This window comes from Roseateles sp. DAIF2, assembly GCF_015624425.1.
GTDB lineage: Bacteria > Pseudomonadota > Gammaproteobacteria > Burkholderiales > Burkholderiaceae_C > Kinneretia.
Map to the genome: position 1 here is coordinate 858,992 of NZ_CP049919.1, position 13,440 is coordinate 872,431.

The window sequence follows — 13,440 nt, forward strand, 5'->3', positions numbered from 1 at the left end:
AACCCGACCCCGGAGTACCGCACTTATGAACTTATCCAAATTCTTCATTGACCGCCCGATCTTCGCCGGCGTCATCTCCATCCTGATGGTGCTGGCCGGCCTGATCGCGGTGCGCGGCCTGCCGATCTCGGAATATCCCGAGGTCGTGCCGCCGCAGGTGGTGGTGCGCGCCAACTATCCCGGCGCCAACCCCAAGGTGATCGCCGAGACCGTGGCCACGCCGCTGGAGGAAGCGATCAACGGCGTCGAGGGCATGCTCTACATGGGCAGCCAGGCGACGACCGACGGCCTGATGACCCTGACCGTCACCTTCAAGCTGGGCACCGACCCAGACAAGGCCCAGCAGCTGGTGCAGAACCGCGTCAGCCAGGCCGAGCCACGCCTGCCCGAGGAGGTCAAGCGCCTGGGCGTCACGACGATCAAGAGCTCGCCCGACCTGACCATGGTCGTGCACCTCTTGTCGCCCAACGGCCGCTACGACATGACCTATCTGCGCAACTACGCGGTGCTCAATGTCAAGGACCGGCTGGCGCGCCTGCAGGGCGTCGGCGACGTGCAGCTGTTCGGCTCGGGCGACTACGCGATGCGCGTCTGGCTGGACCCGCAAAAGGTGGCGCAGCATGGCCTGTCGGCCAGCGATGTGGTGGCCGCGATCCGCAGCCAGAACATCCAGGCCGCGGCCGGCGTGGTCGGCGCCTCGCCGGGCCTGCAGGGCATCGACCTGCAGCTCTCGGTGAACGCCCAGGGCCGTCTGCAGAGCGAGGAGGAGTTCGGCGACATCATCGTCAAGACCGAAAACGGCGGCGCGGTGACGCGCCTGCGCGACCTCGGCCGCCTGGAGCTGGGCGCCTCCGGCTACGCGCTGCGCTCGCTGCTGGACAACAAGGACGCCGTGGCGGTGCCGATCTTCGCAGCACCGGGCTCCAATGCGATCGAGATCTCCAACCAGGTGCGCGCCACCATGGCCGAGATCAAGCAGTTCATGCCCGAGGGCGTGGACTACTCGATCGTCTACGACCCGACGGAGTTCGTGCGCGCCTCGATCGAATCGGTGGTGCACACCCTGCTGGAGGCCGTGGCCCTGGTGGTGCTGGTCGTGATCCTGTTCCTGCAGACCTGGCGCGCCTCGATCATCCCGCTGCTGGCCGTGCCGGTGTCGGTGGTCGGCACCTTTGCGGTGATGCATGTGTTCGGCTTCTCGATCAATGCGCTGTCGCTGTTCGGCCTGGTGCTGGCGATCGGCATCGTGGTGGACGACGCGATCGTCGTGGTCGAGAACGTCGAGCGCAATATCGAGGCCGGCCTGTCGCCGCGCGACGCCACCTACCGCGCGATGCGCGAGGTGAGCGGCCCCATCATCGCGATCGCGCTGGTGCTGGTCGCGGTGTTCGTGCCGCTGGCCTTCATCACCGGCCTGACCGGCCAGTTCTACCGCCAGTTCGCGCTGACCATTGCGATCTCGACCGTGATCTCGGCGATCAACTCGCTGACCCTGTCGCCCGCGCTGGCCGCGATGCTGCTGAAGGGCCATGACGCACCCAAGGACGCGCTGACCCGCGGCATGGACAAGGTGTTCGGCCGCTTCTTCGCCGGCTTCAATCGCGTCTTCAAGCGCGGCTCGGAATCCTATGGCAATGGCGTGCAGCGCGCGATCCGCCGCAAGACCCCTTCGCTGCTGATCTATGCCGGCCTGATCGTGCTGACCCTGGGCCTGTTCAAGGCGGTACCCGGCGGCTTCGTGCCGGCGCAGGACAAGCAGTACCTGATCGGCTTCGCGCAGCTGCCCGATGGCGCCACGCTGGACCGCACCGAGGACGTGATCCGCCGCATGAACGACATCACCCTGAAGACCCCCGGCGTCGAGCATGCCGTGGCCTTCCCGGGCCTGTCGATCAACGGCTTCACCAACAGCTCCAACTCGGGCATCGTGTTCGCGACCCTGAAGCCCTTCGACGAGCGCAAGGGCAAGGGCCTGTCGGCCGGCGAGATCGCGGGCAGCCTGAATGCGCAGTACGGCCAGATCCAGGATGCCTTCGTCGTGATCTTCCCGCCCCCGCCGGTGCAGGGCCTGGGCACGACCGGCGGCTTCAAGCTGCAGCTGGAGGACCGCGGCGGCCTGGGCTACGAGGCGCTGGACCAGGCGGTCAAGGCCTTCATGGCCAAGGCCTACCAGACGCCGGAGCTGACCGGCATGTTCACCAGCTACCAGGTCAATGTGCCGCAGCTCTACGCCGACATCGACCGCACCAAGGCGCGCCAGCTGGGCGTCGCGGTGACGGACGTGTTCGACACCATGCAGATCTACCTGGGCAGCCTGTATGTGAATGACTTCAACAAGTTCGGCCGCACCTACAGCGTGCGGGTGCAGGCGGATGCGCAGTACCGCGCGCGCGCCGAGGACGTGGGCCAGCTGAAGGTGCGCTCGGCCTCGGGCGAGATGGTGCCGCTGTCCGCGCTGATGAAGATCGAGCATTCGGTCGGCCCGGAGCGTGCGATGCGCTACAACGGCTTCCTGTCTGCCGACATCAACGGCGGCCCGGCACCGGGCTTCAGCTCGGGCCAGGCGCAGGACGCGATCAAGCGCATCGCCGCCGAGACCCTGCCGCCCGGCATCAGCTATGAGTGGACCGAGCTGACCTATCAGGAGATCCTGGCCGGCAACTCCGCCATGTGGATCTTCCCGCTGGCCATCCTGCTGGTGTTCCTGGTGCTGGCCGCGCAGTACGAGAGCCTGACCCTGCCGCTGGCGATCCTGCTGATCGTGCCGATGGGCCTGCTGTCCGCGATGACCGGCGTCTGGCTCTCGGGCGGGGACAACAACGTCTTCACCCAGATCGGCCTGATGGTGCTGGTGGGCCTCTCCGCGAAGAACGCGATCCTGATCGTCGAGTTCGCCCGCGAGCTGGAATTCGCCGGACGCACGCCGCTGGAGGCCGCGATCGAGGCCGCCCGCCTGCGCCTGCGCCCGATCCTGATGACCTCGATGGCCTTCATCATGGGCGTGCTGCCCCTGGTGCTGGCCAGCGGCGCTGGCGCCGAGATGCGCTCGGCGATGGGTGTCGCGGTGTTCGCCGGGATGATCGGCGTGACGGCCTTCGGCCTGTTCCTGACCCCGGTGTTCTATGTGCTGCTGCGCGCGATGACCGGCAACCGGCCGCTGAAGCTGCATGGCGAGGCCGACCCGCACCTCGAGGCCTTCGCCGGCACCGAGGAAATGCACGCCAAGCTGCACGGCGGCGGCGATGCCCGCCCCCTGCCCGCGGCCCCGCGCCACGGCCATGAATGAGAAGAAGGAGAACGAGATGTCCTTCCTGACGAAGACCAGACTGCTGACCCCCTTGCTCGCCGCGCTGGTGCTGGCCGGCTGCGCCAATGTGCCGGTGGCCGAGCCCCATGCGCTGCCGGCCACGCCGGCGGCTTTTAAAAAGCACCAGGCCCTGCCGGGCGCCGCCACCCAGGCCCAGCTCGAGTGGTGGAAGACCTTCGCCGACCCGCAGCTCGACGCGCTGACCGCGCAGGCGCTGGCCCACAACACCAGCCTGCAGGCCGCCACGGCCCGGCTGGCCCAGGCCCGCGCGCTGCTGAAGAACGCCGACGCGAACCGCCTGCCGCAGCTCGGCGCCCAGGGCGGGGCGGCCCGCCAGGGTGGCGATGCCGCGCAGCAGCGCGGCAGCAGCTACAACGTTGGCCTGGCGGCCTCCTATGAGCTGGACCTGGTCGGCCGGCTGTCCCAGGCCAGCCGCGCCGCGCGCCTGGACGCGCAGGCGGCCGAGTCGCTGCTGGCCGGAGCGCGCCTCCTGGTGCAGGCCGATGTTGCGCAGACCTATTTCGCGCTGCGCGCGCTAGATGCCGAGCGCGCCCTGGTGCGCGAGACCGTGGCCGCCTACCGCGACACCCTGAAGCTGACCGAGCGCCGCCATGCGGCCGGCGACATCGCCGAGCTGGATGTCGCGCGGGTGCGCACCGAGGTCGCCTCGACCGAGGCGCAGGCGCTGGCGCTGGACCGCCGCCGCAGCGAGCTGGAGACCGCGCTGGCGGTGCTGGTCGGCGAGCTGCCGGCCAGCCTGGCGGTGGCCGAGGGCCAATGGACCGAGACCCTGCCGCTGGTGCCGGCCGGCCTGCCCAGCAGCATGCTGGCGCGCCGCCCCGACATCGCCGCCGCGCAGGCCGGCTATCAGGCCGCGCAGCAGCGCCTGGGTGTCGCGCAGAAGGCCTGGTTCCCGACCCTGAACCTGACCGCGACCGCCGGTGGCGTCTCGCCGGAGCTGTCGGACCTGTTCAAGAGTTCGGCCGGGCTGTGGGGCGTCAACGCGCTCTTGAGCCTGCCGCTGTTCGACGGCGGCCGGCGCGAGGCCGGCGTGCAGAACGCCGCGGCCCAGGCCGACGAGGCCGCGGCGCGCTACCGCGAGCAGGTGCTCCTGGCCTTCAAGGACGTCGAGGACCAGCTCTCGGGCCTCGCCCTGCTGGCCGCGCAGCGCGAGGTGCAGGCCCAGGCCGTGGCCTCGGCGCAGCGCGCGCTGCAGCTGTCGGACTCGCGCTACCGCAACGGCCTGGTCAGCCAGCTGGAGCTGCTGGACGCGCGCCGCAGCGAGCTGGCGAACCGCCGCCAGGCCCTGCAGGTGCGGGCCGCGCAGTACCAGTCGACCATTGCCCTGATCAAGGCGCTAGGCGGCGGCTGGGGTTGACAGAAGACCTGCCGTGGCGGCTCAACCGTCACGGCAGGAATTTCTGATAGTCGCCCGCGCGCAGCGCGGCGGCCATCTCCTGGGCCAGGGCCTCGACCTGCTTCCGGGTCTCGGCGTCGCGCGAGTTGCCGATGCGCCAGAGTTCGACGAAGTCTTTTGCGCAGCGACCGCGCGTACAGGCCTCTAGCAGGCGGATGTCCTGCTCGGGCGCGTGAGACGGGCTGGTGGCGAGTTCCTGGGCCAGGCTGAATGCCGCATAGAAGCGGTGGCGGGACTGGCTCTCTCGTATCGCCTCCCCGTTCCAGTACGGACGAACGGGCATGAAGAGATGCAAATGGCCTTGCTGCGCCAACAGCTGAGCATGCTGCCGCGCCTTGAGCGGATCGAAGTAGTCCGGAACCTGACCGATCGCTCGCTGTAGCGCCAGCCCATGGACATCGTCGGCCAGAGGTTGGTCGATGTCATGATGCTGGAAGAAGGGCTCGCAGCGCCTGTTGATGGTGTCCAGTGCTTGGAGCCGCAGGGCATGATTCGGCTGCTTGTCAGCGCCGATCATGGGGTCCCGGTCGGGAGCGACCAGTCTGCCGGCATTGGCCTGCCCATAGGCCCGCCTGCAAGCCTGGGTAATGGCTAGCGCTGCAGCGAAAGAGCCGGCTTCTCGGGCTTCGCGCAAACGTAGGGCCTGCACATAAGGCTGCTCGCCGCTGAAGCCAGAGGTCCAGTCGCCTTGTGCTGCCGGACCTGAAGCCGATGCGACTGGCTGGTATGCGGCGGAGGGCCCAGCCGATATGGCTGAACCGCGCGATCCCTGGCCTGCCTGATCGGAGTTGCGAGCGGCAACGGCGGTCTGCTTTGGCGTTTGCTCTGCTTCAGCGTGGCTGGAGCGCCCTGTTGCCTGCCAGACAAGCCATGCCAGCCCCGATGCGCAGATCAAGGCTCCGAACATCAAGGAGCTGTTTTTGATCATGCACAGGGGCCGCCGGCCTTCGCCTGGCTAGGGTCTGAGAGCTTGACGGTGCGTGCATCCGCATTGATATCGGTAATCCAAAAGGTGTAGGTGCCTCCGACGTTGTAGCGAACGTCAACGCGGCTCCCTACAGCGATGGTGTGAAGTCCACCGCCATAGGCCACCAGCACGGCGTCCTGTGCGACAAAGTAGCCGACCGCTTTGTCTTGATCGACGGTCGCGTTGTTAGTCGGTGCCACTGTGGCGCAGCGCGGAAGCTTGGGGCTTACAGCGTCCCTGATCTCTTCCTTCCAGCCGCCCAGCAAGTTGGCTGCGCGTTCGACAGTCGCGGCCAAGCTCGTCAAGAAGCGCTCACAGTCGCGCCCAATGCAGACGGTGTAGTTGTTGCGGGCCAAGTGGCCATAAATTTCGACTCGCGCAAGAGCATTGGTGTGGAAGTTCAGGAACTCTCGGTCCAGAAAGCTCTCAATGTCCTCCTGCGGAAGACATGGATCCCATGATGCCGTGCTTTCTTTTGAGGTGCTTTCGTTCGCTGCAGTACTGGGGCGTGTGGCTGTCGCGCCAGGGTCGCAGACGGCAAGTGGCCGTGAGTTCAAAGTCTGCCGTTGCAGCGACTTCGCAGGAGCAGATGCGGCGGCGGCACCCACCGTGGGCAGACGCTGTTCGGCGTGGATGGAGGGCGTGAGCAGTAGCAGCGTGCTGCAGATGGCGGGCAGCATGAAATGCCGTGCGCGGTGGAACAAGCTTGACATTGGGAACCTCCCCGGTTCTTTGTGTGAATTGGAGGCAAGAGCCTATGAGTCACGAAGAGCCAAGAGCAAGGAGGTTTTCGGACGATTGATCGTTCAAAAGCTCATGTCACTGCATGCGGTCGGTGTGCTAGCTGCTGCTTCGCGAATGTCCGCGATGCGGTGAAAGTCCAACGGACCGACCGTTGGCTTGATCGAAGCAAAGCCTGTGTTTGATGGCGCGACAGGTAGGTGCAGGCAGCCAGCGATCCATCCGGGCTAGACTGGCGCGCCGCATCGCCCACCGCATGCGGCCGCCGTTTTCCAGCGCCTTCCATGAGCGAACCCCAGATCTTCCAGCCGGCCGGGCTGGTTCCCACGCCCGAGCAGCGGGCCATCCAGCTGGCCCGTCTGCGGCATCTGCTGGTCGAGGCCAATGCCGGCGCGGCCAAGACCACCACCCTGGCGCTGCGCATCGCGCAGGCCCTGCAGCGCGGCTGCCCGCCGGAGAGGGTGCTGGCGCTGACCTACACCCGCCCCGCGGTGCAGGCGTTGCGCGAGCGCCTGGCCGAGATCGGCCTGCCGGCGTCGCTGCTGCGGCGCCTGGCGATTTCCACCTTCGACGAGTTCTGCGCCGCGCTGCTGCGCGGGCTGGAGGGCGGCGAGCCGGCATTTCTCTCGACGCCGGAGCAGCTCGGCCCCTGGGTGCAGCGCGCGCTGGCGCGGGCGCAGAGCCTGCCGCAGGAGCCCTATCCGGAGGAGCTGGCCCATGCCGGCGTCGGCGAGCTGCTGGTCGAGGGCCTGCTGAAGTCCTTTGCGCTCCTGAAGGGCGGCATGGCGCTGGACCGGCGCGACGAGGAGCAGGGCCGTTTGACGCCGGCGCTGGCCGAGGAGCTGGGCTTCGACTACCTGAGCCTGCGCGTCTGGTCGGCCTACGAGGCGCTGCGCCGCGGCGGCAACCCGGACCGGCCGGTTTTCCGCGCCGAGGGCGATGCCACCTATGACCTGGCCCGCGCGCTGGCCGGCGAGGCGGCCGATCTCTACCAGCCGGCGCTGCAGCGCGAGCTGGCCCTGCTGGTGCTGGACGAGATGCACGACACCAACCGCGCGATGTTCGACGTGCTGGCCGCGCTGCTGCGCGCCAACCCGCAGGCCGCCTTCGTCGGCGTCGGCGACCGCGACCAGGTGATCCACGGCTCGGCCGGCGCCGAGGCGGCCTTCATGGGCGAGACCTTTTTGCGCGAGATCGGCCCGGCCGAGCGCCTGCCGCTGAGCGCCACGCATCGCTTCGGGTCGGCGCTGTCGCAGGCGGTCGGCCGGCTCGCCCACAAGCCCTATGCCAGCAGCGCCAGCGCGCGCGATACCGCCCTGACCCTGCTGGCCTGCGAGGGCCCGGCCGACATGAGCCGCCAGGTGCTGGAGCAGGTGCGCGCGCATCTGGGCGCGGGGCAGGGCGGCGAGCTGCGCATCCTGCTGCGCCATCCGGCCCAGTCGGTGCTGATCGAGGACAGGCTGCTGAAGGCCGGCGTCGACTACGCCACCGAGGGCTTCGCCGCCTATCTGCAGCGCCCCGAGATCCTGCTGGTGCGTGGCCTGCATGCGCATGGGCGCGAGGACTTCGAGGGCTTCGAGACGCCGGCGGCGCGCGCGGCGCTGCTGCGCGCGCTGCTGCAGTTCGCCGGCGTGCCGCCCGCGGCCGACGAGGACGAGGCGCGCGTCGCCGAGCAGGGCCTGGCCGAGGCGGCCTCCAGCCCGGCCTATCTGCGCGAGTTCATCGAGGGCCAGGTCTTGCGCCGCGCCGCGTCCGGCGCGCGAGCGCTGCTGCAGGCGGCCGCGGCGCTACTGCGCGAGGACGACATGGCGCGCTTCATCGCCGGCTTCGAGGCGGCGCTGGACCCGCGCCGCCTGGCCGGCCGGGTGCTGGTGCGGCGACAGGACGCCGAGCAGGTGGCGGCCGGCATCCAGCAGCTGCTCCTGCTGGCGGCGCAGGAGGGCGGCGAGCTGCAGGCCTTCTTCCGCGTGCTGCACAGCCAGGCGAACCGGCTGCTGCGCAGCGGCGCCGGCAGCCGGCCGAAGAGCGGCGGCCGTGTCGTGCTGTCCAGCATCGAGGCGGCCAAGGGCCTGGAGTTCGAGCATGTGCTGCTGCCCGGCCTGAGCCGCGGCGTATTCGCCGGCACCGGCTCGGCGCATGAGAACCGCAACCTGCTCTATGTCGCAATGACGCGCGCGCGCGGCCGGCTGACCCTGCTCTATGACCGCCGCGCGCCCTCGCGCTACCTGATCGACGCCGGCCTGCTGCCGCCGGTCTCGTGATCAGTCCTCGTTGAGCGCCGCGAAGCGCTCGGCGAGGAAGTCCAGCAGCGCGCGCACCGCCGGCAGCTGGCCGCGCCGCGAGGCGAACACCGCGTGGATGATCTCGCGCCGCGGTGACCAGTCGGGCAGTACCGGCACCAGCTCGCCGCGTTCGAACTGCTCCAGCATCAGCATGCGCGGCAGCTGCACGATGCCGACCCCGGCCACCGCCGCATCGCGCAGCGCCAGCATCGCGCGGGTCACATAGCGCGGCCGGTGCAGCACCTCGGCCCGCGCGCCGTCCGGCCCCTCCAGCAGCCAGGCATGCTGGTCCTGCGGCTGGCCCAGATCCAGGCTGGGAAAGCGCCCCAGATCGGCCGGCCCGGCCGGCGCACCCAGGCGCGCCAGCAGCGCGGGGCTGGCGACCAGGCATTGGCCGCGGTCCGACAGCACCCGCAGCAGCAGCTCGCTGTCCTGCAGCGGCGGCGGCCGCACGCGGATCGCGATGTCGATGCCCTCGGCCACCACGTCGACGCGCCGGTTCGTCTCCTCCAGATGCAGCTCGACGCGCGGATGCGCGGCCAGGAACTCGGCCAGCATCGCGCCGATGCGCGCCGACAGCAGGGCCACCGGGCAGCTCATGCGCACTACGCCGCGCGGCTCGGCATGGGCCAGCGCGATCGCCTCCTCGGCGGCCTCGGCCTCGACCAGCATCGCGCGGCAATGCGCGTAATAGGCCCGGCCCAGCTCGGTCACCGCGAAGCTGCGGGTCGAGCGCAGCAGCAGCCGCGTGCCCAGGCGCTCCTCCAGCAGCGCGATGCGCCGGCTCAGCTTGGACTTCGGCAGGCCCAGGGCGCGGCCCGCCGGCGCGAAGCCGCCATGCTCGACCACCTGGGCGAAGTAGTACAGATCGTTGAGGTCGGTCGCCTTCATCGTTCTATTTTCGGAACACTGCGGCCGATTATCGCCATCTACCGCGGTTGGTGTTCCATTCCTATTCTTCCCCTCAGGTTCCAGGCCGATCCGGAACCGCCCCAAGAAAGGAAGAAACGCCATGTCGAACAAGAAGATCCTCGGTGCCTACAGCGCCCCGCGGCCCCATTGGGTGGGCAACGGTTTCCCGGTGCGCTCGCTGTTCAGCTACGGCAGCCATGGCCAGGCGCTGAGCCCCTTCCTGCTGCTGGACTACGCGGGCCCGGCCAGCTTCCCGCCGGCCGACGCACCGCGCGGCGTCGGCGTGCATCCGCACCGCGGCTTCGAGACCGTCACCATCGTCTACCGCGGCGAGGTCGCGCATCGCGACTCGACCGGCGCCGGCGGCCTGATCGGCCCGGGCGATGTGCAGTGGATGACGGCCGCCTCCGGCATCCTGCACGAGGAGTTCCACTCCGAGGCCTTCACGCGCAGCGGCGGCGAGCTGGAGATGGTGCAGCTGTGGGTCAACCTGCCGGCGCGCGACAAGCTCGGTGCGCCCGGCTACCAGACCCTGCTGGATGCGCAGATCCCGGTCGTCGAGCTGCCGGAGGCCGCCGGCCGCCTGCGCGTGATCGCCGGCGCCTACGCGGGCCGGCGCGGCCCGGCGCGCACCCACACGCCGATCGATGTCTGGGACCTGCGCCTGAACCCCGGCGGCCGCGTGCGCCTGGCCCTGCCCGAGGGGCAGACCACGGCCCTGGTGGCGCTCAGCGGCCTGGTGCTGGCGAATGAGCAGCAGCTGCTGGGCGAGGCGCAGTGGATGCATTTCGACCGCGCTGGCGACGCCATCGAGATCGAGGCCCGGCAGGAATCGCGCCTGCTGCTGCTGGGCGGCGCGCCGATCGACGAGCCCATCGTCGGCCAGGGGCCCTTCGTGATGAACAGCGAGGCCGAGATCGCGCAGGCGCTGGACGACTTCCGCAGCGGGCGCTTCGGCCGGATCGCGGCGAGCCAGACCTGACCCCTTTCTTCTTCTCTTCACCTTCCTCAACCCTCCCGAAAGGAGACCCACACCATGACCCAGATCGCCAACTTCAATGGCCAGCGCCCCGTGATCGATCCCGATGACGCGGTGATGCTGCTGATCGACCACCAGAGCGGCCTGTTCCAGACCGTCAATGACATGCCCAGCCCCAAGCTGCGCGCGCATGCCGGCGCGCTGGCGAAGATGGCCACGCTGGCCAAGATGCCGGTGATCACCACCGCCTCGGTGCCGCAGGGCCCGAACGGCCCGCTGATCCCCGAGATCCACGCCAATGCGCCGCATGCGCAGTACGTGGCGCGCAAGGGCGAGATCAATGCCTGGGACAACCCCGACTTCGTCGCCGCGGTCGAGGCCACCGGCCGCAAGACCCTGATCATCGCCGGCACGATCACCAGTGTCTGCATGGCCTTCCCGGCGATCAGCGCGGTGCAGGCCGGCTACAAGGTGTTCGCGGTGGTTGACGCCTCCGGCACCTATTCCAAGATGGCCCAGGAGATCACGCTGGCGCGTGTGGTGCAGGCCGGCGTCGTGCCGATGGACACCGCGGCCGTGGCCTCCGAGATCCAGCGCACCTGGAACCGCGCCGATGCGCTGCAATGGGCCGAGGTCTACACCCAGATCTTCCCCGAATACCGGCTGCTGATCGAAAGCTACGGCAAGGCCCAGGACGTCGCCAAGAGCGGCGAGCAGCTGGATTCGCAGCGCGCCTGAGCGCGCGACTTCGTCACCCCACCCCTTTTGAAAGGACTCATGATGAGCAAGCCCTACACCCGCCTGGACAAGAACAATGCCGCCGTGCTGCTGGTCGACCACCAGGCCGGCCTGCTGTCCCTGGTGCGCGACATCGACCCGGACAAGTTCAAGAACAATGTGCTGGCCCTGGCCGACCTGGCCAAGTATTTCCAGCTGCCCACCATCCTGACCACCAGCTTCGAGGACGGCCCGAACGGCCCGCTGGTGCCCGAGCTGAAGCAGATCTTCCCGGATGCGCCCTTCATCCCGCGCCCCGGCCAGATCAATGCTTGGGACAACGAGGACTTCCTGAAGGCCGTCAAGGCCACCGGCAAGAAGCAGCTGATCATCGCCGGCGTCGTCACCGAGGTCTGCGTGGCCTTCCCGGCGCTGTCGGCCCTGGCCGAGGGCTACGAGGTCTTCGTCGTCACCGATGCCTCCGGCACCTTCAATGAGATCACGCGCAACGCCGCCTGGAACCGCATGGCCGAGGCCGGCGCGCAGCTGATGAGCTGGTTCGGCGTGGCCTGCGAGCTGCACCGCGACTGGCGCAACGATGTGGCGGGCCTGGGTGCGCTGTTCTCCAACCATATCCCGGACTACCGCAACCTGATCACCAGCTATAGCGCTACGAAAGGCTGAGATGAGGCCCCTCGTCCAAGGAGTACCTTGGCCGGTCCCCCGAGGGGACGGCGCTGCTTGCCGGATCGACCGGCAAGCAGCGGCCTGCGGCGGGCCGGCTTGGGAGCGGCCCTGCGCTCGGCCCGCAAGTTCATTCACTCTGGAGAGCTGAAATGGACTCGGCGGAGCAACAAGGCCGCGTCGCGCTGCTGCGCCCCGCCAGCGGCGGCCCGGCCCTGGTGCTGGAAGACGGCAGCCATGTGCTGGCCGAGCAGCTCGATGGGCAGGTGCTGGCGCCGGGCCAGCTGCTGCGCGGGCGCATGACCGCGTTCGGCGTCGAGGACTGGTTCGATGCGGCCAGCGGCGCGCGGGTGCCGGTGTTCGTGCAGGCCTGGGGCCTGTCGCTGGAGGCGGTGCGCGGCGAGCTGGGTTGATCCGGGGCGCAGGGCGGCGCGGGCCGGGCGAGAATCGATGGATTCCGTCCGGTCCTATCTTTTCCCTTTTCCATGCGCGAACTGCTCGACCTCCTGATCGCCCACGGCGTGCTGCTGGTGTTTGCCGTCACCCTGGCGGCGCGCGCCGGGGCGCCGCTGCCGGCCGCGCCCCTGCTGGTGGTGGCCGGCGGGCTGGCGGCCGAGGGGCAGATCTCCGGCTGGGGCGCGCTGGCGGTCGCGGTGCTGGCCAATATCGGCGGCGACGCGGTCTGGTTCGTCGCCGGCCGCAGCCATGGGCATCGCGTGATGAAGCTGCTGTGCCGCATCTCGCTGTCGCCGGATGCCTGCGTGCGCCAGAGCGAGGGCCTGATCCTGCGCTGGGGCGGTCAGGCCCTGCTGGCCGCGAAGTTCCTGCCCGGCGTCTCGGTGGTGGCCGCGCCGATGGCCGGGGCCCTGGGCATGAGCTGGCGGCGCTTCCTTGGCTACGACCTGCTGGCCGGCCTGCTGTGGAGCGGCGCCTTCCTGCTGCTGGGCTGGATGCTGGCCGAGCAGATCCAGCAGGTGCTGGACATGCTGGCGGGGGCCGGCTACATCGCGCTGGCCGCGCTGGCGCTGATCGTCGCGGGCCTGATCCTGCGCCGCCTGTGGCAGCGCCTGCGCTTCGCGCGCCGCACGCGCGGCGGTCGCATCACGGTGGCCGAGGCCGCGGCCCTGCAGCGCCGCGGCGCGCGCGAGGCGCCACTGTTCATCGATGTGCGCGCCGCCGGCGGCGTGGCGGTGGATCCGCGCCGCATCCCCGGCGCGCTGCTGCTGGAGCTGGACCAGATCAAGGCCCGGGCCGCCAGCCTGCCGCGCGACCGCGAGCTGGTGCTTTACTGCAACTGCCCCAACGAGGTCAGCGCCGCGCTGGGCGTGACCCTCTTGGGCGAGGCCGGCCTGACGCATGCCCGCGCGCTGGTCGGCGGGCTGGACGGCTGGGCCGCGGCCGGGCTGCCGGTCGCCCAGGGCTGATCCACCACCG

General features: G+C 69.6%; 11 protein-coding genes. 8 read left to right on the forward strand and 3 right to left on the reverse strand.

The window, feature by feature from the left end:
* Nucleotides 1–25 precede the first annotated feature (25 nt).
* Together G8A07_RS04100 and G8A07_RS04105 are read left to right on the forward strand one after the other, a co-directional pair.
* Complete coding sequence (locus G8A07_RS04100) at nt 26–3,286, forward strand: efflux RND transporter permease subunit (protein ID WP_195795832.1); 3,261 nt, start codon at nt 26–28, stop codon at nt 3,284–3,286.
* Nucleotides 3,279–4,685, forward strand: a complete 1,407-nt coding sequence (locus tag G8A07_RS04105) for an efflux transporter outer membrane subunit (protein ID WP_195795833.1) — start codon at nt 3,279–3,281, stop codon at nt 4,683–4,685. The genes G8A07_RS04100 and G8A07_RS04105 overlap by 8 nt, the downstream gene beginning before the upstream one ends.
* A gap of 28 nt (nt 4,686–4,713) precedes the next feature.
* Here the strand turns inward: G8A07_RS04105 and G8A07_RS04110 are convergent, their stop codons facing one another.
* Together G8A07_RS04110 and G8A07_RS04115 are read right to left on the reverse strand one after the other, a co-directional pair.
* Nucleotides 4,714–5,652, reverse strand: coding sequence for a hypothetical protein (locus G8A07_RS04110; protein ID WP_195795834.1), 939 nt, complete (start codon nt 5,650–5,652; stop codon nt 4,714–4,716).
* Entirely contained in the window at nt 5,649–6,404 is a 756-nt protein-coding gene (locus G8A07_RS04115; RefSeq protein WP_195795835.1) for a hypothetical protein, read from the reverse strand. The genes G8A07_RS04110 and G8A07_RS04115 overlap by 4 nt, the downstream gene beginning before the upstream one ends.
* 312 nt (nt 6,405–6,716) lie before the next feature.
* On the opposite strand from G8A07_RS04115, the gene G8A07_RS04120 reads away from it, so the two are divergent.
* Nucleotides 6,717–8,693: a UvrD-helicase domain-containing protein gene (locus tag G8A07_RS04120; RefSeq protein WP_195795836.1), complete on the forward strand. Its 1,977-nt coding sequence runs from the start codon at nt 6,717–6,719 to the stop codon at nt 8,691–8,693.
* Here G8A07_RS04120 and G8A07_RS04125 read toward each other — a convergent pair whose 3' ends face one another.
* The gene (locus G8A07_RS04125) at nt 8,694–9,605 is read right to left on the reverse strand and encodes a LysR family transcriptional regulator (protein ID WP_195795837.1); all 912 of its coding nucleotides are present in this window, start codon (nt 9,603–9,605) and stop codon (nt 8,694–8,696) included.
* A gap of 121 nt (nt 9,606–9,726) precedes the next feature.
* On the opposite strand from G8A07_RS04125, the gene G8A07_RS04130 reads away from it, so the two are divergent.
* From G8A07_RS04130 to G8A07_RS04150, 5 genes are all read left to right on the forward strand, one after another.
* On the forward strand, nt 9,727–10,608 hold the full coding sequence (locus G8A07_RS04130) for a pirin family protein (RefSeq protein WP_195795838.1): 882 nt from the start codon (nt 9,727–9,729) through the stop codon (nt 10,606–10,608).
* Between the two features lie 54 nt (nt 10,609–10,662).
* Entirely contained in the window at nt 10,663–11,343 is a 681-nt protein-coding gene (locus tag G8A07_RS04135) for a hydrolase (protein ID WP_195795839.1), read from the forward strand.
* Nucleotides 11,344–11,385: 42 nt separating this feature from the next.
* A complete protein-coding gene (gene ycaC / locus G8A07_RS04140; protein ID WP_195797581.1) occupies nt 11,386–12,006 on the forward strand; it encodes an isochorismate family cysteine hydrolase YcaC in 621 nt (206 codons plus the stop codon).
* Nucleotides 12,007–12,158: 152 nt separating this feature from the next.
* On the forward strand, nt 12,159–12,419 hold the full coding sequence (locus G8A07_RS04145; protein ID WP_195795840.1) for a hypothetical protein: 261 nt from the start codon (nt 12,159–12,161) through the stop codon (nt 12,417–12,419).
* Between the two features lie 72 nt (nt 12,420–12,491).
* Nucleotides 12,492–13,430 (forward strand): VTT domain-containing protein, encoded by a 939-nt coding sequence (locus tag G8A07_RS04150; protein ID WP_195795841.1) that lies wholly within the window; start codon nt 12,492–12,494, stop codon nt 13,428–13,430.
* Nucleotides 13,431–13,440 lie beyond the last annotated feature (10 nt).